This is a genomic window from Viridibacillus sp. NPDC096237, assembly GCF_050278625.1.
Taxonomy (GTDB): Bacteria; Bacillota; Bacilli; order Bacillales_A; family Planococcaceae; genus Viridibacillus.
In genome coordinates, this window is record NZ_JBNNTI010000029.1 from 25,987 (window position 1) to 52,868 (window position 26,882).

Sequence of the window (26,882 nt, forward strand, 5' to 3'; positions counted from 1 at the left end):
AGCCAAGCCATTTTCACAGCTCTATTTATTCCATCCTTTTTCCTTAAAACGAGCGATTGCTTCAATTCGATTGCTTACTTCTAGTTTGTCTAAGATTGTTGAAATATAGTTTCGCACGGTACCGGGCGAAAGAAAAAGCTCCCCCGCTATTTCCTTCGTCGTTTTACCCTCCGCTACTAGCTCAAGTACTTCGCTTTCGCGTTCTGTGAGCGGATTTTCAATGGCCTCTTCATAGACAATATCGATTAACTCTGGTGCATATAAGCGTCTGCCTTCCATAATTACACGGATAGAATTTACAAGTTCTTCTATGGGGCTGTCTTTTAATAGATAACCACGCACGCCAGCTTTACGTGCACGCTCAAAATATCCAGGACGAGCAAAAGTTGTTAGGATGATAATCTTACAAGGATGATTTTGTAATTCTTCAGCGGCATCTAATCCGGTTTTCAAGGGCATTTCAATATCCATAATACAAATATCAGGATTATGCTCCTCGACAAGCGCGACAGCTTCTGCGCCATTTTTGCCAATGCCGACTACTTCCATATCATCTTCCATATTGAGTAAAGATTTCATAGCACCTAGAAGCATACCTTGGTCTTCAGCTATGACGATTTTAATCATGTTGGTCACTTCCCTTTTGATGTGTGATGACGACTGGTACAGTAATATTAAGCACTGTGCCATTTTGTTCAGTAATTTGCAGATTGCCGTTGACGAACTCTAATCGTTCTCGCATACCATTCAGGCCATTACCTTCTGATTTTACTTTTTTTGTTGATAGACCTACGCCATTATCTGCAATGATAATCTGTAATTCATTTTTATTTTGGACGAAAGTAATTTCACATTTCGTTCCATCACTATGTTTTACTATATTATTAACAGCTTCCTTTAAACACATGCTTAGTACATTCTCTACAATTGTTGGAATCTTATCGAAACTAGGATTCCCTACAATAGTCAACTCCATTTCGGCAGCAACTAATATTTGTTGAATGCGGACAAGTTCATCACGTAACTTGACTGTACGCATATCTGCGACAAGTTCACGTACTTCCTTCAAAGCAATGCTTGCTGTTTGGCGAATATCTTTTAATTCTATCACTGCTGCTTGTGGATCTTTTTCCACTAAACGTGCGGCCAAATCACTTTTCAAACCAATCATTGAAAGCTTTTGTCCGAGCGTATCATGCAAATCTCGCGCAATACGCTGGCGCTCTTCATAAACGCTAAGTTCAGAAATACGTTCTTTTGCTGACTCTAATTGTCCTTCAAGCTTTTCACGCCTATTCCAGTTATATAAATTAAACGGTAATAGGACCGTTCCAATAACCGAAATAATGACAAAGTGAATTTGAGGAAGAAACAAATCAATTTCAATGAAAAAACCTGCTACTATCGCGCCAATTGTAAAAGCGATATGTAAGCCATACATAATGTAAAACCCTACCGTATTACGGATATTCCCGATAAAAAACGCAGTAAATAATGACAGATATACATAACCAAAAAGTAATGTCATAGCAACATTAATTAGCATTTCAAAAGATACCCACATATACACGAGTCCGTTTTGTGATTTATGTGAAAAACGATACGAAATAAAATATAATAATAAAATTGAAATTCCTATCGCTATTTCTATAAACGAAGATGAGCTAAATATGAAAAAGAATGGTAGTAAACAGAAAATAACCCAAGCATAAATACTTAGCCAAGGGCTTTTAGGGAAAATACTAAACCAGCTCAGCATAAATTTATTCACCGTCCCATCTAATTGCCCCTATTATATCAAATGTCATCCAAACAAAAACAGCCATCTCTGGTTAAAGAAATGACCGTTTTTCATACTTAGCTTGCTTTTTTCATAGTTACATCTTGATCTTTTGACAAGCGATCATGTTCATCAACTAACCTTTGTACAGATTTAAAAGTCACAAAGGCTTTATGTGATGGGTCATATAATTTATAACGCAATGATTCTAAACTCGTTTTGATAGTTACTGTTGTTGCTTTTTGAAGTGGTGGCACTTTTTCATGCGCTTCTTCTAACAAGTAATTAGGTACTCGTGGTGATAAATGATGCACGTGATGGAAACCAATATTACCAGTTACCCATTGTAAAACAAGTGGTAATTTATAATATGAACTTCCTTCAATTGCAGCTTTTACATAATCCCACTCAGACTCTTCTTCAAAATATGAGTCTTCAAATGTATGTTGAATGTAAAACAACCAAATACCTAGTGAACCTGCTACAAACATCGTAGTACCCTGGACGATTAAAAATGCAGCCCATCCGACAGTCATTACAAGCGTAGTTGCTAATGCTAAGATAATAATATTTGATAGATACGTATTCATACGTTCTTTTCGTTTTGCATCCTTGCGATTAAAACGACTTGAAATTAAAACTAAATAAAGTGGTCCAACTCCGAACATTACAAGCGGGTTACGGTAAGCACGATATTTGAAACGTACCATTTTTGATGCTGCAATGTATTCATCAATTGTCATTACCCAAATGTCGCCAACACCACGTTTGTCTAAGTTTGAGCTTGTTGCATGGTGAATAGCATGTTCACGTTTCCATTTTTCATAAGAAAACAATGTTAATACTCCTGTCAATGTACCAACAATATCCGTTGCTTTTTTATTTTTAAAAAATGAACCGTGAGTGCAATCATGGAATATAATGAATGTACGAACTACAAATCCTGCTGCGATAACACTCAATCCAACTGACGCCCATACAGATACTGGGAATAATAGATAGGCAGCTGTCCATAAACTGAATAGTGGCAATAAAGTATTAACCAATTGCATAATACTTTTCTTCAAATGAGACTTAGCGAACGGTGCAACGTCCTTACGTAATTGCTTCGTCTTTTCTATATTATTCATGTGATGTCCCTCACTTTTCTTCGCTTTAGATATTATCATCTTAAAACTTATCGAAAAATGATAGTAGATATAGTTGTCATGATTAACATATGACATCTGTCATATAGTAAGTCTTAATACTTGGTAATAAATCTAATATACACTTGATAATACTTACTTTGTTGACCATCTATCATTTAACCATAGTAATGGATTTTCGTTATTACACTTTAAATGACACATAAATCTATCTAAAATAAATGCAAAAAGCGAGACGGTATAAAACCATCTCGCTTTTTCTTATTCTACATTGAAATATCGTGCATCAGGATGTGCAAAGACAATTGCTGAAACGGATGCTTCTGGCGACATCATAAATTCCTCTGTAAGATGTACACCTATATCTTCTGGCTTGATCAAACCGAATAGCTTCGATTGATCTTCTAAGTTTGGACACGCTGGATAGCCAAATGAGAAACGCTGTCCTTGATACTTTGCCGCAAAACGATCGCGCATTGTGAAATCGGTGGCATCTGGGAACCCCCATTGGTCCCTTATTTCTTGGTGGATACGTTCTGCAAAACCTTCAGCTAACTCAAGAGCTGTCGCTTGGAATGCATGACTTTCAAGGAATTTCCCTTGCTCCTTCATACGCGCTGCTGCTTCACGTACACCATGACCTGCCGTTACTTGCATGAAAGCAACATAATCCATTTCACCACTATCAACTGTTTTCAAGAAATCAGCTAAACATAAGTATGGTGTCTTATTTTGACGCGGGAAAGTAAAACGCTCAATAATGGTTTTACTATCTGCTGGATCATAAATGATAACATCATCTCCGTCTGCTTGTGCAGGGAAAAACTGATACATACCTGATGGATTCAACATACCTGATTCCAGAAATTCTGTTACTAATTCGTATAACTCAACTGCTCGGGATTCACCTTTTTCAAGCATTTCATCGCTATATCCTCTTAAACCCAAGTGATGGCCAATTAATGTTCGCATATTCACATACGGATACAGATGTGATACAGAATAGTCCTTTAAAACGTGGCGTCGTAAATCAGCAGGTACAAAGATAGGTGCATCTGAACGCACTGTTTTAACAGGTTTTTCAGCTACTGCAATAGCTGGTCTTGCAGCACGTTTTGCCTCCGATGCTACACGTTTTTCAATTGCGTCTTCTAATTCATCTAGCAATTCACCTTTATCGACGCTTTGCAGTCTATTAGCTAACTCAAGCCCATGCATCGCATCTTTTGCATACATAACTGGACCATCGTATTCTGCTGCAATTTTTGTTTCTGTAAAACGTCTTGATAATGCCGCTCCACCTACGAGCATCGGTGTAATGATACCCGCATCCTTGAAATCTTGCGCCGTAATAACCATTTGCTGAGCTGATTTTACGAGTAATCCAGATAAACCAACGATATCTGGATGTTCTTTTTTAATAACTTCAATCAGTGCTTGCGGTGTAACTTTAATACCGACATCAATTACCTTATAGCCATTATTACTTAAAATAATATCGACAAGGTTTTTTCCGATATCATGTACATCACCTTTAACAGTTGCTAAAATAACTTTCCCTTTACCAGTGTCATTTTCATTTTTTTCCATGAACTGTTCTAGGAAAGAAACAGATGCTTTCATCACCCCTGCACTTTGTAATACTTCTGCTACAATTAACTGGTTGTCATTGAATAGACGTCCAACCTCAGCCATCCCCGTCATCAATGGTCCATTAATAATTTCTAACGGTGAATCGTACATATTCATAGCAGCTTCTAAATCAGGAAGTAGTCCTTCTTTTGTACCTTCAATAATGTAATAAGCTAGTCGCTCTGGTACTGTTTTCGGAATATCATCTTCGGTCTTTTCTTTCTTTTTGTCACGGTAGAAATCAGTGAAATCAGCAAGTGTTTTATCATTTGTTTTATAGATTAAATCATTTGCTAAGTTAATCTCGGCCTCTGGAATTGAAGCATAGCGCTCCAATTTTTCGGTATTTACAATTGCGTAATCTAATCCAGCTTGTGTACAGTGGTATAAATACACAGCATTTAATACTTCACGTCCAACTGGAGGTAAACCAAACGATACATTACTAACACCTAAAATAGTTAGTACACGTGGCATTTTTTCCTTAATTAAGCGAATACCTTCAATCGTTTCTTCAGCTGCACCTATATATTGTTCATCTCCAGTGCCTACCGGGAATACAAGAGGATCGAAAATTATATCTTCTGGTGCAATTCCCCATTTGTTAACTAGTAAATCATATGAACGTTCAGCAACTTTCAATTTACTATGGCGGTCAACAGCCATCCCTTTTTCATCGATTGTTCCGATGACGATAGATGCACCGTATTTTTTTACGATAGGCAAAACCGCATCATAACGTTCTTCACCGTCCTCTAAATTGATAGAGTTAATGATTGCTTTACCTTGGGAATATTTCAGAGCTTCTTCTATTACTTTTTCATCCGTCGAATCGATTACAAGAGGAACTTTAACTTTCTTCACTACCTCTGTCATGAAGTTTTTCATATCCTCAAGTTCATCACGGTCTGGGTTTGCTAAGCAAATATCCATGACGTGCGCACCATTTTTTACTTGGGCACGTGCAATTTCAGCTGCTTCTTCAAATTTACCTTCTATAATTAGACGCTTAAATTTGCGTGAACCAATAACATTTGTACGTTCTCCTACAAACAACGGGCGCATTGAATCATCATAAACAAGCGGTTCAATTCCTGCGACTACATGCCCATGTTCCGTTTCGGGCATTTGGCGAGGCTGCTTATTTTCCACCACTTTACGAATTGCTTTAATATGATTTGGTGTCGTACCACAACAACCCCCAACAATATTTAACCAACCTTTATCTGCAAAACCTTCAAGCTTTTTAGACAGTGATTCCGGAGTTTCGTGATAATGCCCCTCTTCATCTGGTAAACCAGCATTCGGATAACAACTAACATAGCTTGTCGCTAATTCTGAAAGCGAACGTAAGTGATCCGTCATAAATTCAGGTCCTGTAGCACAGTTCAATCCAACTGATAAAGGATTGATATGTTCAATTGAAATATAAAACGCCTCAATACTTTGCCCTGCCAGAGTTGTTCCCATCGGTTCGATTGTCCCTGAAATCATCACTGGAAGTTCCTTATCTAGTTCTTCAAATGCTTGTTTAATACCTAAAGTACCCGCCTTAACATTCAGCATATCTTGACTTGTTTCAAGTAATAATAAGTCCGCTCCACCTTCGATTAATGCCTTTGCTTGCACATAAAAGTCATACAATAGCTCATCAAATGTAATACCACCAGTCACTGAAAGGGTTTTAGTCGTCGGTCCCATTGCACCAGCAACATAGCGTGGCCATTCAGGGGTTGATAATTCATCTGCTACTTTTTTAGCAATCTGTACTGCTAATAAGTTGATTTCATATGCTTGATCACCAAGTGCATATTCATTTAATACAACGGGTGTTCCACCAAATGTATTTGTACTAATAATATCTGAACCGGCCTCTAAATAAGCACGGTGTACATTTTCAATCACGTCAGGTCTTGTAATATTCAAATATTCATTACAGCCATCATATTCATCTCCACCAAAGTCATCAGGTGTTAAATTAGCGTTTTGGAGCATAGTTCCCATCGCACCGTCTAAAATAAGAATATGTTGTTGGAGTCGTTCTTTAATTGGTTGTTTTAGCATAGTTGTGATCTCCTACTTTCCGTTTGTCTAGCTCTTGAATATAGTGAATCAATTCCACCGACATGTCGTAACGAGTGAATGGTGTAATAATATAAATGCCGTTGAATAACTCTGCAGCTGTATCGATTAATTCCTTAGCAATCGCAATACCTTCTGCAGTTGCAAGGTTTTTATCGTCACCTGTTGCACGCATTCTCTCAAGTACTTCCTCAGAGAGCTTAATACCTGGTACTTCATGATGTAAAAACTCCGAATTTCGGATACCGGTTAATGGCATAATCCCTAAGAAGATAGGGGTTTCTAAATGTTTCGTAGCTTCATAGATTTCTATTATTTTTTCTTTTGTATATACAGGTTGTGTGATGAAATAATCTGCTCCGCACTCAATTTTCTTTTCTAATCGTTTTACAGCTCTGTCAAGTACTCGAACGTTAGGATTAAATGCAGCTGCAATAGAAAAATTAGCCTTTTTGCGAAGAGGTTTACCAGAAAATGATATCCCTTCATTCAATTGTTTAATTAACTGAAGTAACTCTAAGCTTGAAACATCATAAACACTAGTTGCACCTGGGAAATCACCTACTTTTGTAGGGTCTCCAGTAACTGCAAGAATCTCATTAATGCCCAATGCATCTAGGCCCATTAAATGTGATTGTAAGCCAATTAGATTGCGATCACGACAAGTAATATGGGCGAGGGAACGAATATTATTTTGCATTTTCAAAATAGAGCCCATTGCCATGTTGCTAATACGAGGAGATGCTAACGAATTATCAGCCATAGTGACAGCATCAACTCCTGTTGCATTAAGTATTTGCGCACCTTCTATAAAGGCGGCAGTATCAAGATGGCGAGGTGTATCAAGCTCTACGATAATTGTACGTTCCTTTTTCGCCTTTTCATGGAGTGGCTCATGATGATCTGGTATCGCCTCTTTAATCTCAACCACTTTTTTCTTTTTTACAATTTTATTTTCAATTGGTGGTAGGTCCGCAATACGTTTTTTAACCGCTTCAATATGCTTCGGTGTTGTACCACAGCACCCACCGATTAAGCGAACACCTTGGTCACGTAGTAAAACACCTGCACGACCAAAATAATCAGCCTCTGATTCATAAACAATTTTGCCATCTTCTACATCTAGTAGACTTGCATTTGGATACGCAGATAAGAATGCCTTTGATGGTAATTCAACATCTTCAAACGCTTGGATTGTATGGTGGGGGCCTAAACGGCAGTTTACTCCAATAATATCTGCACCCAAAGCTTCTAATTGGTGTAGTGCATCATTTAGTAGTAAGCCGTTTTGTAAAATTCCTGGCTCGTGCATGGATACTTGCGAGATGATTGGTATATCTGTTACTTTGCGCAAATGCTTCACTACGGATGAAAGCTCTTCAAAATCATAGTACGTCTCAAGTAATAAACCGTCTGGATTACCCGACAGTAGATGCCCAGCCTGCTCATCAAGTGCAACTATAATCTCATCTAGTGTCGCTTCACTTTTACGAATACCGCGAATACCGCCAATTGTCCCTAAGACGAATTGTCCTCCTGGTGCCGCAGCACGTTTTGCAATTGCGATTGCCGATTCATTAAACTCTCTTACTGAACTCTCTAAACCATAACGTTCTAATTTAATGGCATTCGCTGTATATGTATTAGTCTGAATAATGTCAGCACCAGCTTTAATATATTGTTGGTGAATATTTTCAATCACTTCAGGTTTAGTGATATTCAATTCCTCATAACAATAATCGATTCCGTAAGAATATAATAGAGTGCCCATCGCACCGTCAGCCGTTAACACTTGTGTTTGTAGTTTTTCAAGTAATCCCATTAAAATCCCTTCCTTTCTATATAAAAAAGCCTTCTTATGAATAAGAAGGCTTGACGATTACGAAGTTCGCTCCTTCTTATCTTTTCGGACAATCAGTAAATCCGCTGGAGTTAGCACCTGACCAAATGGCTGGTTGCTGAAGCTTCAAAGGGCCAGTCCCTCAGCTTCTCTTGATAAGAAATATTTATTTAATTGTTAGAATAATTAAAAGAATCATAACCCCTGAGATGAATATCGTCAAGTGGATTTTCGCAATTGCAGCAAAACTCAGTATTATATGTATATTTTTACTACAAAACAAAAAAAGAGGACTTTTGAAGACTTCGTATTAAAAGATTGACCTTTCTATCGTTGCTGTTTATTTGAAAAAACTTCATTACCTTCTGCTTTATCATAACCCTTTGTTTCAACCAGTTTACCTTGAATGATCATGCGTTTAGAGCCATCATAATTACATGTAACAAGAGTTATCATTTTTTCATTTTCATCAATCACATCAATTTGCTCCGGTTGTACAATATGTATTTTTTCAATTTTATATTCATAGATTTTTTAAAAGTCAGTCAAATAAACTTCCATACCTTCTTCTGCATTTGTAAGAGGACTAAAGAGTGCCTTCCCATTATTCATATTATGTCCAGCTAGCGCATAGTTAGCTTTCCCCATCTTTTGATTTGGCTCATCGTGCCTGCACCAACTGCTACGTTTGTATTCGACACATATAAAATGGGGCAATCGCATATTCACATGATGTATACTACTAGCTCCAATTGCATTAAGTTTCCTTTGATTGAATTGTACCTTGACAACATCTTTGACATTTAAATCAGCTACTTACTCAAAATAAATACGTATCTAGGTTTATTATAGCCATCTCTATGTCTTGTTGTTCGATCGTTGCTTTTGCGAGATGAAATAACCCATGATTGGTCTATAGAAAATAAATACTAACCAACCCGATTACCAAAAATAGAATACCTATAATCAAACTTCCCTTTTTTTACTCATTCATTTTATAGTAACAATTCATTTAGCACTTTCAAGTAGTTTTCCAATTTGTTTAAACTAAAAATTTGTGCAAAAAGAAAGAGCTAAAGAAATTGTTATTTCTAATAGCTCTTTCCAATCTAATGATCATTCTTTACTGTATTTTATTTAGTATCGATTCTGCGGTTTCTTTTCCATTTTTAATACAAGAGCCAATACCTACACCGTAATAAGAGCAACCTGCAAGTACTATATTTTCATATGAAGAAGCCATTTTAGTTGATAAAGCTTCTACTGTTTTTGCATGTCCAAGATGGTAAACTGGCATTAAATCATTCCACTTTGTCACATCTACAACAGTGGGCTCTGCTTCTATTTTTAAGCTTTTTGCAATATCCTCTAATGCGATTTTAGTTAATTCTGCTTTACTTAAATGCTTCATCTCTTCAAAAGCTGGGTTTGAATTTTTATAAAATAATCGTACAAGTAATTTACCGTCTTTTGAAGTATGGCTCCATTTACGACTTGTCCATGTACAAGCATTACATTTTACATCACTATTTTCAGACACGATAAATCCTGTACCGTCTGCAGGTAATTGGCTATCAGGAATATTAAAACCTAAATAAATCGTAATTAGTGATGCATTGCTAAATTCGTTGAAGTCCTCGTCCAAATTTGGATCCTTTAATAGCTTTTGAGTTACATCATGGGGTGTTGTTAACACGATAAAATCAGCTTCAATTGCTGCATGATTATTAAATGTTATTCTATATTTATCGCCATTTTTTTCGATATCATTTGTTGAAATGCCTTTTAGTATTGTAACGTCTGTTAACTTTTCCTCAAAACGATTAAATAATGAAGATAAACCATTTTTAAAAGAGATGAATTTTTTATTTGCCGCTTTTTGAAATTTCTCTTTATGTGCGCCAAACCCCTTAATAATACTTCCATACTGATCTTTATAATCGAGTAGATAAGGTAAAGTCGATGCCATTGTCAATGTATCTAATTTCCCTGAATAGACCCCTGATAACACTGGAGCAATTTGCTTTTCAACAAGCTCTTTTCCTAAAAAATACTCAAGGAAAGAACCAATTGAACTGTCCTTTGTAAAATGCTCGTTCGGCAACTCTAAATCTTTTAACGCCTCTTGTTTTCCTTCCGCTGAAACTAACGTACTACTTTCAAGAGACTCTACACTTGTAGGAATGCCAAAAACGCTGTCCGCTGGAATCGCGTGCAATGTATTATTTGTGTAAATATAAGAAATACCTGTACCATTATATACGAGGTCATCTTGTAACCCTAAGTCTTCTACTAAAGGCATAACACTTGCATGGCGAGCAACAATCGAATCTGCCCCCGTCTCCAAAATAAAGCCCTCACGTTCTACAGAAAGCATTTTACCGCCTAAGAAGTCATTCTTTTCAACTAACATTAAATTTATATCTAAGCCTTTATTTACTTTTTCCTTTTGTAAATAAAGCATAGTAGACAGGCCTGTTATACCGCCACCGACTACAACAACTGTTTTCAATATGTTCACTCCTCACAAAGGATTCTGTCTTATTTAAATTGTTTGTAGCTCTAGTATAAACTTTCATTTTCAAAACTGTCATGATATCCATCACATATTCACGTACATATTTTCGAACGTTTACAGCTTTGTCAAATTTAACATGAACTTTTCATTCATACTCATGATTTTTTTACACAACACATTTATTTCTGTAAAAGGGTAATGAATAAATACTTACTTTTATATCGATACTTTTTTTGAAGGGAGCTTATTATGGATTTATTAATTACAATACTTTTACTATTAGTTTGCTTGTTGTTGTCGAATGTAATTGGACATTATATATCATTTATACCTACAGCACTTATTCACACTAGCTATATTTGCTAATGAGATGACACTTCAGCTTGAATCTGAGTGGTTTTTATTACTTTTTGTTGCTCCACTTTTGTATAATGATGGGCGCAATTTCCCTAGAGAAGAACTATGGAAAATGCGCGCTCCAATTCTCGGGAATGCTATTATATTAGTCCTTCTAACGACACTCGGTGGTGGCTACTTTATTCACTGGTTAATTTCGGAGATACCACTTGCTGCTACATTTGCACTTGCAGCTATTTTATCGCCCACTAATCCTGTAGCAGTAAACGGTATTGCAAAGCGTATACAAATACCGGAGAAGATTTTAAATCTTGTTCGTGGTGAATCACTTATCAATGATGCTTCTGGTTTAGTTGCTTTCAAATTCGCCGTGGCAGCCTGTTGTGACAGGTTATTTTTCAATTAAGGAAACTTTTTTTGAGTTTACTTATACATTTTTAGCTGGAGCTATTCTTGGTCTAATTTTAGGTATCATTATTACACAACTGCGCTTTACACTTAGGAAAAAAGGCATTCATGATGTCGTTTTTCATTCACTATTACAGCTATTAACACCTTTTATCATTTATTTCATTGCAGAGGATGTCTTCCATGCATCCGGAGTTATTGCTGTTGTTGTAGGAGGAATTGTACACGCACTTGTAAAAGATCATACGGAGACTTTAATTGCAGAGGAACAACTAATTACTGAAAATACTTGGTCTATCGTACTGTTCATTTTAAACGGGGTCGTATTCCTATTACTCGGATTGAATATTCCACTTTCTATGACAGAAACGCTTGAAAATCCATCCATGAATAACTGGCAAATTATCGGCTACTCTATTGCGATTGGCTTCGTTATATTAGGTATTCGCTTCATTTGGTCTTATGCTTTTTCTCACTACGAGTATAAAAAAGACGCTATTCAAGAAATGGAAAAGCCTAGTCTGAAAACGAGTTTACTGACGAGCTTAACAGGCGTACGCGGTGCTGTAACGATGGCAGGCTAGTTGATAATGGTGATTTATTTCCAGAGCGCTCGTTGATATTATTTTTAGCATCTAGTGTTATTTTATTTACTTTGATAATTGCTACAATTTTCTTACCTCTATTAATTGATGAAGAAGAAATTCTAGAAATGCGAGAAGGTAAACTCACTTTCAATGAAGCCAAAAGACGATTGCTGCTTACTTCAGTGCGTAAAATCAATACAGTGATGACTGAAGAAAATCAAACTGTCGCTTTTGAATTAATAGACGAATATAAAATGATGTTTAATCAAATTGATGTAGAGCTTAATGCAGAAAAATTAGCTTCTAAAGAACGAAAGAATCAAATAAAAAAACTACGTTTAATCGGTTTAAGAGCAGAACAGGACTATATAGAAAAGACTCAAAAGGAGCAAAACTTAGACCCTGATATATACTCTGCATGCCAAGCTGCTTTTAAAGAACGCGAAAAGAATATTAATAATCCAAATCGTCTAAAGTAATCTCCATTCTCTATAGAATTTTACTTCACTGGCGAAGTACCCGAAAAAAATACGGTCTAAATAAAGAAAAACGCTTTGATTATTTCCGTCAAAAGAAAGAGTTACGTATGCGTGCTCTTGGGGCAGGTATGGATGCTTTAGAACAACACGCTGAATCAGAAGAAAATCCTGACCTTGCTAATACTATTATTTATGAATATCGCAAAATTATGGACAGAATGAAGCAGTCCGTCACTCAAAATTCTGAATGCCATGATGAAATTAAAGAGGAATTACGAGCTCTTTTAATTGAAACGGAACGTTTAGAAATCCAAAAGATGTACGAAGCCGGTGAGATTGACCGAGCAGAAGAAAAAGAACTACGCCGATTTGTAAATTATATTGAGAGCATATCTTTGTATGAAGTAGTAGAATAGAAAAACGCTCCTTTTTTTATAGGAGCGTTTTAGATGTAGACAATTAGATAAGACCGGTGATTTTCGCTAAGGTGGACGCTTTCCGCAGGCGCGCGCCACCTTCGCTCCAATCAACTACATATGTAATATAAACAAAACTTCTGCTGCTTTGGATCAACTAGTACTTCAAGAACATCTTATGAAATATTGAGTATGCGGTGGACAAGCTAAAAAGGTCTTAAAAAAGTATTCATGCAGGTGATGCTTACTATTGCTGCTATAAATTTAAAGAAATTCGCCAATTGGACTTGGCAAAAATTTAATAGCATAAAAGTTAACACTCAAAGAGTATTTTATCTATAAAAGAGGATTTAAATAATCAAAATATATAAAAATAACAAAAGACATTCAGGATGTCTTTTATTGACATACTGAAACGCTCCTTTTTTAAAAGCGCGTTTTTCTTTATTATTAATTGTTCACAGATTTCGCTATAGCTTCACGTACAAGTGTTGCATAAAATTCCCCACCTTTTTCATTCGGGTGAATCTTGTCAGGATAGAAAATGTCTTTATCATTGTTTGTTTCACTATACCAATCTACTAATGTTACATTACTATTTTTTTCTGCAGCTTTACTTAATTTTTTATTTACCCCGTCTTGCCAATCCCTTGGCAACCTTGTATTCATTAAGTAAATTGTACGGTCCTTACCAATAGCTTTTAATAATGTATCTAATTGTGTTGTACTAAAATCACCATTAGAGCCAAGACCTATCACGACAACTTGTCCAAGTTTTCCTCGGCCTTTTAAGTTAGTAACAACCTTCGAAGCATCATATACTTGACGTCCTATTTGTGCGTCAATGACAATCTGAGGTATCTTCTTTTGTAACTCTGTAGCAGCACTTAACATAACTGAATCACCAATTGCACTAACCGTTACTTCATTTGGTATTTCTTGAGCCTTTTTAGCCTTTTCCTTTTCTAAAGCTTCAACGTGTTCTTTTGCAGCTTCAGCTTTCGCCTTTGCTTCTTCGCGTTGCTCTTCTTCCTCTATCATTTTCTCTTCATTAGCTTTCTCTGCTTCTCTATTCTGTTCCTGCTGTACTTTTTCAAGTTTTTTTTGTTCTGCTATTAAATGGTCTTCCAATTGTTGGCTCGCAGACTGCTTATCTGGCGTGAAAATCATCCCCATGATGAAAATAATTATTACACATCCAGCTATTGCTGAGCCTATACGATAAGGTAAATCCCACTGATTCCACGACCAAGACCATTCTTTTGATTGAAATTTATTTAGCCAAACTCGCCATTGTCCTCTGCGAATCGGGTCCTCCACATATCGCCAAGATAAACCGGCGAATAGAAGTGTTAGAACAATAATTATTAACAATTTAGTAAAACCAATTGCCTCATTTCCAACCCCTGCTCCCATTAAAACAACGATTGGGAAATGCCAAATATAGATGCCGTAAGAGCGAGCTCCTATCCAAATAAGTGGCTTAAAGCTAAATAGATTACCTATATAACTTGCCGGATGTACTATAACTGCAATTAAAATAGCAGTCACAACTGAAGCAAATAACATACCGCCCATATATAAAAATGAACCTGTCTCATCCATCGTCATCATCATCAATACTAATAAAGCAAAGCTAATGCTTCCTATAATGTTAAGAAATTTTTCAGCATCCTTCGTGACATTCTTAGCAAGTTTCCTACTAGGCCATACAAACGCCAACGCAGCCCCTATTAAAACCGAAAATGCACGAGTGTCCGTACCATAATAAACACGGCTTGGATCCACACCTGGTTCATACATTACGAACATTAAAATAGCAGATACAAGTGCCGCTACGAAAATGCCTAAAGCAAGGGTTCCTCTATTCTTAACTAACTTTAAACCAACCATAATAATAATTGGCCATACTATGTAAAATTGCTCCTCTACTGCCAATGACCACATATGTTGCAATGGTGATGGCGGTGCAAACGATGTAAAATACGAATGATCCTGTGCTATGTAAAACCAATTGCTAAAATATATTGCAGCAGCTACAATTTCTGACCGTAACCCTACTAATAGTTCTTCTTGGAAAAGAGTAATCCATGTTCCGACTAAGATTAACATTATAAACAATGCAGGAATTAACCGTCTAAATCGTCGAATCCAAAACCCTTTCAAATCAATCCTACCTGTCTTATCCCATTCGCTCACTAGTAAATCTGTTATTAAATAACCTGACAAAACAAAGAAAATGGTTACACCTAAGTATCCACCCTCTACTGATTTAAAATGTAGATGATATAAAATGACCGCCAACACCGACAAAGCCCTTAGTCCGTCCAAACCACTTATATATCTGCGATTATCTTTCACTGGCTTTGGCATTACACTACCCCCTAATACGCAACACTGTTATCTATTTATATTTGACGAATTAATCAAAAGAATAGTTTTTAAAATATTGTTTTTTCTTCAAAAAAATTATAATTATTAATTAGTTAAATCACGTTACTTCTATACTGCTTCTAGCATTTTATAGTAAACTCTCTATTTATTCATAAATATAACTACTTAATTTCAAAAAGTACTTTCACCTATTTATTTTCAAATTATAACCAACAAAAATGCTTTCCCTATATTATTTCAACGTAAACCTAAATAGCAACTTTTTATAGTTTTAGACCGAGTCTCGGTACGCTCTTTTAAGTGTTTTTTCATTTCAAAATATGTATTATTTTCACGGCCGGAATAAGTTACCAATAATATTATAGTGCTATTTTTTCTGTAATGTAGTATGTTAAAAAATAAAGTATGTAATCAGTTGTAAAATAAGAATTTACTATTATATATAGTTTACAAAATAATGATAGCTTCCATATTCCACTAACAATTCCAGTGAGTCACTGCACTTTAACCCCTAGCGTATAGCGATTAAAACATTTCCTTTTTTCGTTAAAATACAACCGCGATGTTGACTCTTATTCTCATACCTATCCTCTTTTCATGTATTGCACTGTAGACTATATTGCACAGATATGGATAGTGCACATCCTACATTTATACGCTGAAATCATCTGTTTCTAGACGTCTTCAAATTTAACTTTTTATTTCATCAAAAAGCCTCCAAAAAATAAATAATTCCATATAAAAAGTTTAAGTCAAATGATTCTATTTACTTACCAAAACGCTCTAACCATAATCAATACTTTAGTCACCTTTATATATTTACTTGGTTATATATATTCATTTTTATATATCACTTTTCATTATAATTTCATAGTTATATATCGATTAATTTCATTAAATATTCATTACATTTGTGTAACAAATAATAAAAAAACGTCACACTTCATTTAAAATACGCCTTTTTTACTAAATAACCATTAATATAGCGAATGAGGAGGTATAGAATGAAAAAGAATAGATTTAAATTCATGTTTTTACTTCTCCTATGTTGCATAATAATCATTCCTTCCTTTGCCGGTACAAAACAAGCAAGCGCTGCATCTACCGTTACTATGAAAGTGAATGCTGAAACACTCAATATGCGCTCAGGTCCAAGTACAAACTACAAAGTTGTTAAAGTTTTAAAAAAAGGTAACAAGGTTACAAAGATTTCTACAAAGGGTACTTGGACAAAAGTGAAATCTAGTAATACAACAGGTTGGGTTTCTTCTAAGTATGTCAACAAAGTCTCAACTACAGTCACTTCAAGTAATACGAAAAAAGCCGTCGCTAATGTTAGTAATTTGAACATTCGTAACGGAGCCGGTACATCGTACAAAAGTCTTGGGAAGTTATCTAAAGGAACAATCGGCACAGTCCTTGCCGAAAAAAATGGCTGGGTACAAATTAAAACGAGCAAGTATACAGGGTGGGTTAGTAAATCGTATGTCACTATTACGACTAAACCAAGCACATCTACTAACAGTTCGAATGCTTCAACAGTAAAACCTGCTGCAACTTCGACTGCTAATGTTGGTAAATACTTTACTGTAAAAGTTGATTCTTTAAACGTTCGAAAAAGCACTTCAGCTAGTTCCGCAAAATTAGCAGTAATTAATAAAAATAGCTCATTTAAAATTCTTGCTCAATCTAGCAATAATTGGGTTAACATTTCATATGCTAGAGGCAAAACAGGTTGGGTGTCTGCAAGTACTAGCTATGGTAAAATCACTAAAACAAAGCCAACAACCACTTCATCTAACGGTAATTCGAATACTGGGTCAGTAGTACCTTCAACTGACATTGGAAAATACTTTACTATTACAGCTGATTCTTTAAATGTACGTACAAGCGCTTCAGCAACTGCAACAAAATTGGGTGCTGTTAAATACGGTAACTCATTTAAAATTTTAGATAAGTCGAGCAATAACTGGATTAAAATTACATATACTTCAGGTAAAACCGGTTGGGTTTCTGGTAGCTACGGTAAAATTACGCAATCTAAACCAACAAAGCCAGTATCAAATGATGGTACAGATACATCTGGTGGTTCTTTAAATGGTAAAGTTATTGTCGTTGATCCAGGTCATGGAGGATCAGATTCAGGTGCAGTCTCAAATGGCGTACTTGAGAAAGATCTAAATCTCCAAGCTGCATTAGCTTTGCGATCAAAATTACAAGCTGCTGGTGCTATAGTGAAAATGACACGAACTACGGACATTTTCCCAACATTATATGACCGTGTTGCCTTTTCAAATATGATGAAGCCTGATGCTTTTATAAGTATCCATCATGATTCAGCTACAGCTTCAGCTCGCGGTTTCAGCGTCCTATATACAAAAAGTAAAGATAGTACTCTTGCCTCGTATATCAAACAAGGAATGGGTAACTCTCTACCGAACATGATTAATCGTGGACAAAAATATCAAGATCTATATGTATTAAGAGAAAATCCACAAATCGGAGTCCTTGTTGAATTAGGATTTATCACGAATCTACAAGAAGTACAAACTTTAAAAACGGCTACATTCCGTAATTCTGCTGCAAATGGAATTACAAATGGTTTAATTAATTATTTTAACTAAAAAAAGAAAAAAGGAAATACCTCTTTAATTTAGAGGTATTCCCTTTCAAACTGTAGGCAAACTCGAAAAAACGAGTTTTCTACAGTCTTTTTATTTTTATATAGGATAGATTAGGTTTTCCGAAACTTACCGCGGACGGGCGCCTAGCCGCTTCGTAGTTACTCTCCTGTAAGAAATCGAAAAACAAACGCTGATACTCGTTGTCTGTGTACGTTAAAAGCAATATACGTTGTTCTTCGGCTGTTTTCGGCTGTTGAGATTCAGTTTCTCTCTTAATTGCTTCTTACATATCAAAACTATGAATATATTTATTAAATAGCTTGTTTTGAATTACTTAAAGATAAATAAAGGTTAGGACTCTTATTTTCTTGTTCAAACGTAGACATATCAAGGTCTTTCAATATTTTCTGTTGTGCATTTAGTTGTGTAATAGATACTTCAGACAACAAGAATACTTCCTTCATAATGGATTTAAAATTCTCATGTTTCTTATCTACAATTATGTATTTACCACAATTTGTTTTAGTCGATTGTAAACGGCCAACTACAAATTGATTCGTTGATTTAAGCGCTTTAATAGCATTTCTAACCGTTCTAACTGATACACCAAGCTTTTCTTCCAACGTGTCAGTCCCGACCTTACATAAGCCATTAGCAGACAACCAGAATGCAATCTGTTCTAATACTAAGTATTGTTTTTGTGGAAATAGTTCATCCATAAATATATTTTGTTGCAACAAATCTACTTCTAATTGTTTTAAACGGCTTTCTTTTACAGATCGGTTCGGTTTATTTCCGCTGTATGTCATATAAAATTGTGTTCTCTGTTGAGTTGCTGTTAGTGTATTTTTAATTGTCATTTTTATCTTCTCCCTTTAAGAAAACAAAAAAAGCATAATCAAACACTGTGTAGTGAATGACTATGCTTCTTATCAATGACAATTAATTAAATTGACCTAATAATACTTCCTTGATAAATTGATATTCATCATATAAAATAATGACATATGAATATATCTAAAGAAGTTAGCAACGTCAATCACACCCTATATGTGATCTGGCGGTCTATTTCAGTATTGGCGTACTGTTATAGATGCTGACTTTTTTGATTTCGTTCGATTAAGTTACATAAATAGTAACATTACTACTTCAAATTGGAAACTATTATTCTCCTTACTCGGTATATTTTCCCCTCTAGTACATATTTATTTAACTGCAGAACGCTCCTGAATATAACTCGTTCACCCCAATGTTTCTACTCAACTACTAGGATCGATTTTAAATTTATTAACAAGCAAATTCGCACGTTTTTCATATAAAAAACGTGTACATAACATGTGATTTTAGAGAAAATCGTGTACCCATTGGAAAGCTAGGCTCTGCCTAACCCCACAATAAATTTGGGGGCATTTTTCCCTTATGCTCTTTCTTCCCGAAACTAAACAACCAGTCGCCGGTACAATACCGACAACTGGTTGGATAAATGCTTTTTTGATCTCTGTCTTAAATACAGGGGTCAGTCCCGAATGACTGTGCTTTTTTCCGATGTGAACTGAACTACTGAACATGCATGATATTTGTCATGAAATTTGATAGATAATAAGATAAGAATTTGAATTTATGAATTTAATATACTATTTAGCATGAATATTTTCATTAGAGAAAACACATCACATTTTTATCCTTAGATAATCTAAATTCACTAATAACTAAGAAAAAAATGAAATATTTAGTTTCTTTCTCAAAATAGATAATCCACCAATAAACAACAACATAATGATAAAGAACGCTATATCACTGATAAACCCAATATATCTTGCCATAATAATAGATAGAAAAACAATAATGCCGATAAGAAAATATAAAAACATCTTATTCATAGAATCCCTCCCTTTATTTAAATTCTATAACTTTTTATAATATAAATCTATCAATATATTGGAAGTTTTGTTATTATTGTATAGTAATATTAAAAAATCGGAAAAGGTAATACATATGAAGAAAGTCGTACCTGTTATTATTTTATTGTCTTTTATGCTTGTATTTACTGTAACTAGTCCTGTTTCAGCAGCTGAAAGCTCTACTCAAATGACTGCTATTCCAGAGACAGATGTAATTGATACAGTAATTGATACAATAGGTAAAAATATTCAGTTTGATGCCGCTAATGAAGAATTTATAGTTGAAGATGTTGCTAAAATATCCAATGATATTAGTGATGAAGATCTTCAAAAGATAAATGAATTAGCTAAGCAACAAAATGTAAACGTAGTTTACACTAAAGAATCATTAGTAGAAAAATTTACTGAAGGCATTGATGAGTTAAATGAATCTATTAGTAATAATGAACTTACAGTCTTAACTAATGGTGAATTAATTGAAAAAAATGATGAGAATTTTTATGTTCAAGGTGGCTCAACAAAAGCAGTGAACCACTGGTGGGGTACTGATTACTATAAGAGTACTGCAAATGCAAATAAATGGGCATATGAAGCAAATCAACTAGCTATCGGACATGTTGTAGCTGGTGGAGCTATAGGTTTCTTTTCAGGAGGTCTTGGTTTTGTAGTTGGCGGTGTAGCTAGTAGCTGGTACTTTATGTTTGCTAATAGCCTTAATTATTATAATGGTCTATCAAAACGAGGAATTGTAGCATCTATCACAAAAGCTTTTGTTTATAACGTAAAAACTCAATAATAAAAATCATGTGAAGGTACATTTTTAGTTAGTCATTGTACAGAACGTCCCAATTTCTTTAGGGGCGTTTCTTTTTATTTATATTAGAATGGAGAATTTTTTTGAAAAAAAACTATTTTATTTAATCCCTATTATTTGTATTACTCTAATCTTAATAATATTTTTTTATCAAAAAACTACAGATACTATAGAACCTGAAAAATTTACAGCAACATGGGAAAGTAAAAAACTAAATTATAAAAAATTACACAACTTTTCTACTGGCGAAAACCAAAAAATAGCAATAATAGACAGCGGAGTAGCACAAGATCAATCAACAAATCTAATAGACAATATTAACCTATCTAATAGTAGTCAAAGATTTGATGAAAATGGCCACGGAACCATGATGTATAGTTTGATTAAAGGAAGCGAAAAAAGAGTAGGAATATGTCCAGGTTGCGAAATACTAGTAATAAAAATTATGAATAACGATGAATCAATAAACCCTAATACCATAGTTAAAGCATTAGATATTGCAATTAAAAAAAATGTAGATATTATCAACTTTAGTTTAGGGTCATACAACCAAAATAAAATGGTTAAAAAAGCATTGGAAAAAGCAATTAAAAAAAACATTGTTATCGTAGCATCAGCTGGTGACTATGGTACTTCAGAAACGCTTTTCCCCTCTAACATGGAAAAGGTAATATCAGTAGGTGCTATTGATAAAAATGATGTAATTTGGAAAAATAGCAATGCTAAAAATAAAGTAGATATTAATGCCCCTGGAGTAGATGTGACTGTTAGAGATACAAATAATGATGAATTTACATCAAGTGGAACATCCCAAGCTACAGCAATTATTTCAGGCTATATTGCTTTACTAAAAGAACAACAAACAAACATATCTATCGAACAAATAAAGAGTATATTAAATAAAATATCTGAAAAAGAGATTGATTACATAGAACCTTTTAAAAAATAGAGACTCTATTTTTAAAATAGGACAACTTTGTATATGTGACTAATTACTTCTTACGAAAAACACAGCAGAATCAAAGAATTATTAGTAGTATTCTTTCGGATTACATATTCCAGATCGGAAATTCAGTAAAATAACATCAGCTCGATATATAATGTTGAATCTTATCTTTAAAGGACCCCGACTAAATTAATAGTTAGGGAACCTTTAATTATAGTTTAAAGAAAAATTTCATCCATTTTTTTCTGTAGTACAATGGCTTTCTGTTGCTGCACGCTTTGAAATACCGATTTTATCAATCGCCTCAATGCTTTCTTTGACCTCTCTTACGATCGATGTACGTCCTCGTCTTTCCATTTAAACACCCCATTCCTTCAAAATTTCGTGCTCCGCTGCGCTACGCATCCACCTTATTGCACCAACGAGCAAGCTCGTTCATGCAATAAGGTGTCGGATTCATTCTTCGAACGAAATATGTAATTATCAATGTGCCTGGTAAATCCAATTCAACCTTCCGCACTTTGTTATCGGAGTATGCCATCAATCAATCTCCGCCCATTTTGCGCTGGGACGCGCAAACGAATTTGCAAAGCAAATTCTATGTGCAGCTTTCAGCTGCACGCAATCGCTCAGCGATTGCTAATTCTCCTCATCTCTCATTTTTACTTTTCCTCCATCCGTTTTTTGAGACGCAAAAAAAAGCACGCCCTCTTAACCATCCCTTACTTGGTTAGTGACCTACCTGATCTGTCCTCTTATTTTGTTTTTGTATCAGCCAATTGCTAATTAGGGGTGTACTCTCCCTATGATACATTTCTACCCACTCAACGTACGTATTATAAAACGCATAGCGTAAATACCTCTATGAATGTTTTTTCGCATAGCAAAAAACACTGTTTTTGGCATACTTTTATGCCGATCTATTTTCTCGTAAACGAGTATATAGACACTTGGTTTTTATGCCGAATCTCCAAATAAATTTGGTTTGACGACTTCTTAACAAATACGGAATAATTTTAAAAATCATCCGCTAATTACGTATTTGAAAGCTAATAAAATAGTATAACCCCATTTTAAAGAAGGAAAATTATAATGTAAACAAAAAAAGTTCCCTTCATTCGTTTTTGACGCAAAAAAAGCACCTCTTAACCATTTCTTACTAGCAATCAACCAAATAACATTCTCTTTTGAAATCCTACTCCTTTCAGTTTAGTTTTTAAAAATAAAAAAGCCGATTGCCCCCATTTGGGAATTTATCGACTTTTCAAATGTACAATAGCTAAAAAACTACGCACGTATCCTTTAAATTACAAATTGACAGGTAGAAAAAAAGTGAGTGAACTTTTCACAGACTTATTCAAATAAAGGTCCACATGAACCAGCTACTAAACTAAGATTAAAGAAATCAAGTAATAAGTTTTTAGCGTCAGCACCTAATTTATTTTTATTCACAATATCATTAATGGCCTTATCCAATGATTTGTTTACTGATAACTTCTTCTCAATTCTATAGTATTTATAATTCATATGAATCATACTAATACTGTCAGTAACACCACCTAATGCCTTAAAAATAGATTTTAGCTTTGTTATCTTTGTTATAGGAATCGCTGTTGATAATACTGCTACACCAACTGCGCCAACACAGGCTGCAATTTGATAAGCTGAATAACTTCTTATAGAAACCAAACTATCATTTTCAATTCCAGCCGCTTTTTCTTGATAATCCGGAAAAACCAAATTATCATTTTCAGCTATAATATTAATACCCGTTTCATTAGAAAGCCACTTCGCAATTTTTTCAGCACCCTGTTCTTCTATATCAGAAGGAAGCTTATCAACTGCCAATAATAATTTATAAGAATCACTTTCTTTATTCAAACCTAATTCATTTAAAGTTTGATCATATTGATAAGCTGAATAATTTTCATTAATAATTTCCGCACTTGCACTAGTTTCACTTAAAGCAAAAGTTCCTAATAACAACATAGAACAGCAACCTATCAAAACAAATTTCTTTAAAGAATCAATCATTTTTATTAAATTCACCCTATCTCCCATTTTTGTAAAAATTTTCTTCTTACAATATAATCAAAATATACTTTTAAAAAGAAAGGAAGCTTAAATATTATGAAATTACTTAAAACACCCTATTCATACCTTTGTTTATCTTTAGTTGCTCTATTTGGAATCATAGTAAACTATCAAACAACTTGGGCATTAGTTTTATTAATTATTAGTTTCTTAGGTTCATTATTTTTAATGTTTTTAGATAGAAATAAATTTAAAAAAAATGAAAATTAATTTTATAAATTACATCACTAAAAAATAAAAAAGTGAGCAAATATATATTATTTGCTCACTTTTTTCTAACTCTCAAAAACATTAATTAATGTTTTTTTCCTACATCAGTAACATATGTAAAAATTATTATAAAGAAAAACCCTCCATGGTCGCATCTACTTCATCTTCTGTGACCCCTATGTACTGCATCGTGATCGAGGGTGCAGAATGATTAAACAATTGCTGTAACACCGCGACATCCTTATGCTGCTTGTAATGATGATACCCAAACGTCTTGCGCATCGTATGCGTGCCAATATCTTCACGCCCTAACGCCTCCGCAGCCTTCTGCAGGACTCTATACGCTTGTGTCGTGGAAATCCGGTCCGTTCCCCTTCTGGCTGGGAAACAACCACGCTGACGGACTCATATCACGTGTATACGACTCAATCAGTTCTCTTGTGGCACGTGGAATCAAAAAGCGTTTTGTTTTCTTCGTCTTTTGCTCAGTGATGACCAAATGCGTTTTCCCTCGTACATCGTCCACTTTCAATGGAACCAGATCACTCACCCTCAGTCCAACGTTAATCCCTAAATTAAAAAGAAACAGATCCCGAGCGCTCGCATACTTGGACAGCGCCCACCGAAAATCTTCAATTTCTGCCTTCGTGCGCAATGGCTGCACGTTTTTTTCTTTGGCCATCTAAACCCCTCACTTCATACATTTTCGTACATATTTTGTATGTTAGTGTATCACGAAATGAAGAACCCAATAAAACAGCATAAAAAAACCACCTTAGATAAGATGATTTTTCTAACTCAGTTATTGAACTAAGCACCCGTTAGTTGAATTAGAACAGCGACGCTTATTAAACAATCGCGCCCGATTGCGGTATTATGATATTGTTATCCCTTTGCCCTTTTCGGCCAAATAAAATTGCTTATGGCAATCAAAAAATCGATACCTAACACAAGTGTCCATATTTTTAAAAATCCAGCCAACACTTCTGTTCGAGCTGAATCGTTAATTAAATAGATTAAGGTGAATAAAACCCCGGCACCTATTAGAAAAGCAAGCACATGTTGTCCCCAGCTTTTAAAATAGTGTTTCGCATAATCGATGCCAAATCTCTTAAATGGTTTCGCTCCTTGTTTCATCACATAATATTGAAAACGTATATCAGCCCATTCAATCATACTCCTACCGAATGCGATTGAGATTCCAATATATACAGCAGAAATTGCATGCACTTGGGTAGCAGTCGCACCACGATACAAGTCAATACCCGTGGCAACTAATAAAATTAAATCAATAACAGGTGTTAAAGCTAGGAAAAATAATCCTAATTTATTTCTTTTTAGAATATATCGTGTGAATAGACCTAAAGCGATAATAACCCAAAACCCTATTTCACAAGCAACGATCAGCCACGCAATTACATTCACCTCAAAACCCCCTTGTATAACGCACACAATTATCTGTTTACCTATAACAATTCAACAATACTCTTCAACTAACCTCCCTCTATAAACATTGAAGTATCAACGGTTTTCATCACTTCTTGATGTAAGAAAAATATTTTTTCATCTCTTTTGTAGACAGATGATTGAATTTATAGTTTTTATTACCAAATAAAGCGTACGCTTCGCTAAAACTAATGGAAATAATTAGCTTTTTTATCCATTATGTGATGCACAATGGATCTCTGCGATGCTTATGACGACGTACCCTCCCATGTCTCTTAGCGTCAATGCGCTTACATTCCTTCGTTCGGTCTATTCATAAGGCAGAGGCCTGCTAAGCTGCCCCGGAGACTCATAGTCTGAGTTTAGTTATTTTGCTGGCTTCTCCGTGTCATCCTTCTTGTTATAGTTCGATGAAAAAAGTTTACACTGCCTCTTCGAGACAGTAGAGGTCGTTCATCATATGTTGCTCGTTAAAATGGACTTTCTTTTTACAAATACCATGTAATACCTTCAGTAATTTACCACAGAGTACTACCATCGACTGCTTTCCCCGTAAGGGATTTTGCTGGCGTGTGGTGTAATATTCATGAAGCAGTTTAAACGCTGCGTTATGACGAATCAGTGGTACCATTACTTTGAAAAGAATATTTCTAAGTTTCTTTCGTCCACGTTTAGAGATATGTTTTTGTCCCTTATGTTGACCAGACGAGCTTTCTCTTAATGTTAATCCCGCTAGTTTGATAAGTTGGCGTGGATTTTCATAAAGTGAAAAGCTACCTACTTCTGATAGTAAATCAACGATTGTCGCATTTCCTAAACCAGGAACTGATGCAAGTAGATCATATTCCATCGTTGTTTTAGCCATTTCGGCTAATTCATTGTTTACAGATTCAATTTCGCTTTCTAATAAGCGATACTGACGTAGGAGCGTGGCGATTTCATGTTGTGCCATCTGTGTCCCTTCTGATAATCCGATAGAGTTCTTCGCTACTTCAATAAGAAGCTTTGCTTTAGGTAACTGTGGAACTCTCATCCCCTCTACCTGACGGTAAAGAAATACAAGCTCTTCAGCTGTTTTCCCTTGAATATCCTTTGGTAATGGCGTCATTTCCAGTGTTGCAAGTGCCATCTTCCCGAAATTCGGAAAGACTTGAGTAAATTCTGGAAAGTAGCGATCTAGCCAACGAATGATTCGATTTTTAATAC

Annotated in this window: 21 protein-coding genes, 1 pseudogene and 1 riboswitch; of the genes and pseudogenes, 8 read left to right on the plus strand and 14 right to left on the minus strand. The window is 35.1% G+C overall.

Annotated elements, in window-relative coordinates; translation table 11 throughout:
• Positions 1-21 precede the first annotated feature (21 nt).
• From ACQKMD_RS15240 to ACQKMD_RS15270, 7 genes are all read right to left on the minus strand, one after another.
• Complete coding sequence (locus tag ACQKMD_RS15240) at positions 22-627, minus strand: response regulator (RefSeq protein WP_427752997.1); 606 nt, start codon at positions 625-627, stop codon at positions 22-24.
• Positions 620-1,759, minus strand: coding sequence for a sensor histidine kinase (locus tag ACQKMD_RS15245; RefSeq protein ID WP_427752998.1), 1,140 nt, complete (start codon positions 1,757-1,759; stop codon positions 620-622). The genes ACQKMD_RS15240 and ACQKMD_RS15245 overlap by 8 nt, the downstream gene beginning before the upstream one ends.
• Positions 1,760-1,857: 98 nt before the next feature.
• On the minus strand, positions 1,858-2,910 hold the full coding sequence (locus ACQKMD_RS15250; protein ID WP_427752999.1) for a fatty acid desaturase: 1,053 nt from the start codon (positions 2,908-2,910) through the stop codon (positions 1,858-1,860).
• 279 nt (positions 2,911-3,189) lie between these two features.
• Positions 3,190-6,624, minus strand: coding sequence for a methionine synthase (gene metH, locus ACQKMD_RS15255; protein WP_427753000.1), 3,435 nt, complete (start codon positions 6,622-6,624; stop codon positions 3,190-3,192).
• Positions 6,605-8,464 carry a bifunctional homocysteine S-methyltransferase/methylenetetrahydrofolate reductase gene (locus ACQKMD_RS15260; protein WP_427753001.1) on the minus strand — a complete coding sequence of 620 codons (1,860 nt, stop codon included), beginning with the start codon at positions 8,462-8,464 and terminating at the stop codon, positions 6,605-6,607. The genes metH and ACQKMD_RS15260 overlap by 20 nt, the downstream gene beginning before the upstream one ends.
• 73 nt (positions 8,465-8,537) lie before the next feature.
• Positions 8,538-8,644, minus strand: a riboswitch (SAM riboswitch).
• 165 nt (positions 8,645-8,809) lie between these two features.
• Positions 8,810-9,013, minus strand: a complete 204-nt coding sequence (locus tag ACQKMD_RS15265; RefSeq protein WP_427753017.1) for a sortase domain-containing protein — start codon at positions 9,011-9,013, stop codon at positions 8,810-8,812.
• Between the two features lie 592 nt (positions 9,014-9,605).
• Positions 9,606-10,994, minus strand: coding sequence for a protoporphyrinogen oxidase (locus ACQKMD_RS15270; protein ID WP_427753002.1), 1,389 nt, complete (start codon positions 10,992-10,994; stop codon positions 9,606-9,608).
• A gap of 313 nt (positions 10,995-11,307) precedes the next feature.
• On the opposite strand from ACQKMD_RS15270, the gene ACQKMD_RS15275 reads away from it, so the two are divergent.
• From ACQKMD_RS15275 to ACQKMD_RS15290, 4 genes are all read left to right on the plus strand, one after another.
• Complete coding sequence (locus tag ACQKMD_RS15275) at positions 11,308-11,763, plus strand: cation:proton antiporter (protein ID WP_427753003.1); 456 nt, start codon at positions 11,308-11,310, stop codon at positions 11,761-11,763.
• On the plus strand, positions 11,741-12,349 hold the full coding sequence (locus ACQKMD_RS15280; RefSeq protein WP_427753004.1) for a cation:proton antiporter: 609 nt from the start codon (positions 11,741-11,743) through the stop codon (positions 12,347-12,349). The genes ACQKMD_RS15275 and ACQKMD_RS15280 overlap by 23 nt, the downstream gene beginning before the upstream one ends.
• A 32-nt stretch (positions 12,350-12,381) precedes the next feature.
• The gene (locus ACQKMD_RS15285; RefSeq protein WP_427753005.1) at positions 12,382-12,831 is read left to right on the plus strand and encodes a hypothetical protein; all 450 of its coding nucleotides are present in this window, start codon (positions 12,382-12,384) and stop codon (positions 12,829-12,831) included.
• Positions 12,832-12,938: 107 nt separating this feature from the next.
• Positions 12,939-13,247 (plus strand): hypothetical protein, encoded by a 309-nt coding sequence (locus tag ACQKMD_RS15290; RefSeq protein WP_427753006.1) that lies wholly within the window; start codon positions 12,939-12,941, stop codon positions 13,245-13,247.
• A 450-nt stretch (positions 13,248-13,697) separates the two neighbouring features.
• Here the strand turns inward: ACQKMD_RS15290 and ACQKMD_RS15295 are convergent, their stop codons facing one another.
• Entirely contained in the window at positions 13,698-15,620 is a 1,923-nt protein-coding gene (locus ACQKMD_RS15295) for an acyltransferase family protein (RefSeq protein ID WP_427753007.1), read from the minus strand.
• 1,025 nt (positions 15,621-16,645) lie between these two features.
• On the opposite strand from ACQKMD_RS15295, the gene ACQKMD_RS15300 reads away from it, so the two are divergent.
• Complete coding sequence (locus tag ACQKMD_RS15300) at positions 16,646-18,265, plus strand: SH3 domain-containing protein (RefSeq protein WP_427753008.1); 1,620 nt, start codon at positions 16,646-16,648, stop codon at positions 18,263-18,265.
• A 311-nt stretch (positions 18,266-18,576) separates the two neighbouring features.
• On the opposite strand, the gene ACQKMD_RS15305 is transcribed toward ACQKMD_RS15300, so the two are convergent.
• Complete coding sequence (locus ACQKMD_RS15305) at positions 18,577-19,125, minus strand: HTH domain-containing protein (protein WP_427753009.1); 549 nt, start codon at positions 19,123-19,125, stop codon at positions 18,577-18,579.
• Between the two features lie 1,135 nt (positions 19,126-20,260).
• Between ACQKMD_RS15305 and ACQKMD_RS15310 the strand changes: the two genes are divergently transcribed.
• The gene (locus ACQKMD_RS15310; protein WP_427753010.1) at positions 20,261-20,962 is read left to right on the plus strand and encodes a hypothetical protein; all 702 of its coding nucleotides are present in this window, start codon (positions 20,261-20,263) and stop codon (positions 20,960-20,962) included.
• An 88-nt stretch (positions 20,963-21,050) separates the two neighbouring features.
• Complete coding sequence (locus ACQKMD_RS15315) at positions 21,051-21,929, plus strand: S8 family peptidase (RefSeq protein ID WP_427753011.1); 879 nt, start codon at positions 21,051-21,053, stop codon at positions 21,927-21,929.
• A 228-nt stretch (positions 21,930-22,157) separates the two neighbouring features.
• Here the strand turns inward: ACQKMD_RS15315 and ACQKMD_RS15320 are convergent, their stop codons facing one another.
• Together ACQKMD_RS15320 and ACQKMD_RS15325 are read right to left on the minus strand one after the other, a co-directional pair.
• On the minus strand, positions 22,158-22,283 hold the full coding sequence (locus ACQKMD_RS15320) for a hypothetical protein (protein WP_427753012.1): 126 nt from the start codon (positions 22,281-22,283) through the stop codon (positions 22,158-22,160).
• Positions 22,284-23,279: 996 nt separating this feature from the next.
• On the minus strand, positions 23,280-23,975 hold the full coding sequence (locus ACQKMD_RS15325) for a hypothetical protein (protein WP_427753013.1): 696 nt from the start codon (positions 23,973-23,975) through the stop codon (positions 23,280-23,282).
• Between the two features lie 81 nt (positions 23,976-24,056).
• Here ACQKMD_RS15325 and ACQKMD_RS15330 point away from each other — a divergent pair, with 81 nt between their 5' ends.
• Positions 24,057-24,230, plus strand: a complete 174-nt coding sequence (locus ACQKMD_RS15330) for a hypothetical protein (RefSeq protein WP_427753014.1) — start codon at positions 24,057-24,059, stop codon at positions 24,228-24,230.
• 126 nt (positions 24,231-24,356) lie between these two features.
• On the opposite strand, the pseudogene ACQKMD_RS15335 reads toward ACQKMD_RS15330, so the two are convergent.
• The 3 genes and pseudogenes from ACQKMD_RS15335 to ACQKMD_RS15345 form a co-directional block, all read right to left on the minus strand.
• Positions 24,357-24,912, minus strand: a pseudogene (locus ACQKMD_RS15335) (site-specific integrase).
• A 203-nt stretch (positions 24,913-25,115) separates the two neighbouring features.
• A complete protein-coding gene (locus tag ACQKMD_RS15340; RefSeq protein WP_053418064.1) occupies positions 25,116-25,655 on the minus strand; it encodes a hypothetical protein in 540 nt (179 codons plus the stop codon).
• A gap of 442 nt (positions 25,656-26,097) precedes the next feature.
• Positions 26,098-26,882 (minus strand): transposase (locus ACQKMD_RS15345; protein WP_427753015.1); only part of this gene is annotated, 785 nt, incomplete at its 5' end.

Coding starts and splice junctions, on each gene's coding strand:
- ACQKMD_RS15240 (WP_427752997.1), bottom strand. CDS start 627: ATGATTAAAATCGTCATAGCTGAAGACCAAGGTATGCTTCTAGGTGCT.
- ACQKMD_RS15245 (WP_427752998.1), bottom strand. CDS start 1,759: ATGCTGAGCTGGTTTAGTATTTTCCCTAAAAGCCCTTGGCTAAGTATT.
- ACQKMD_RS15250 (WP_427752999.1), bottom strand. CDS start 2,910: ATGAATAATATAGAAAAGACGAAGCAATTACGTAAGGACGTTGCACCG.
- metH (WP_427753000.1), bottom strand. CDS start 6,624: ATGCTAAAACAACCAATTAAAGAACGACTCCAACAACATATTCTTATT.
- ACQKMD_RS15260 (WP_427753001.1), bottom strand. CDS start 8,464: ATGGGATTACTTGAAAAACTACAAACACAAGTGTTAACGGCTGACGGT.
- ACQKMD_RS15290 (WP_427753006.1), top strand. CDS start 12,939: ATGCGTGCTCTTGGGGCAGGTATGGATGCTTTAGAACAACACGCTGAA.
- ACQKMD_RS15295 (WP_427753007.1), bottom strand. CDS start 15,620: ATGCCAAAGCCAGTGAAAGATAATCGCAGATATATAAGTGGTTTGGAC.
- ACQKMD_RS15300 (WP_427753008.1), top strand. CDS start 16,646: ATGAAAAAGAATAGATTTAAATTCATGTTTTTACTTCTCCTATGTTGC.
- ACQKMD_RS15305 (WP_427753009.1), bottom strand. CDS start 19,125: ATGACAATTAAAAATACACTAACAGCAACTCAACAGAGAACACAATTT.
- ACQKMD_RS15310 (WP_427753010.1), top strand. CDS start 20,261: ATGAAGAAAGTCGTACCTGTTATTATTTTATTGTCTTTTATGCTTGTA.
- ACQKMD_RS15315 (WP_427753011.1), top strand. CDS start 21,051: ATGGAGAATTTTTTTGAAAAAAAACTATTTTATTTAATCCCTATTATT.
- ACQKMD_RS15320 (WP_427753012.1), bottom strand. CDS start 22,283: ATGGAAAGACGAGGACGTACATCGATCGTAAGAGAGGTCAAAGAAAGC.
- ACQKMD_RS15330 (WP_427753014.1), top strand. CDS start 24,057: ATGAAATTACTTAAAACACCCTATTCATACCTTTGTTTATCTTTAGTT.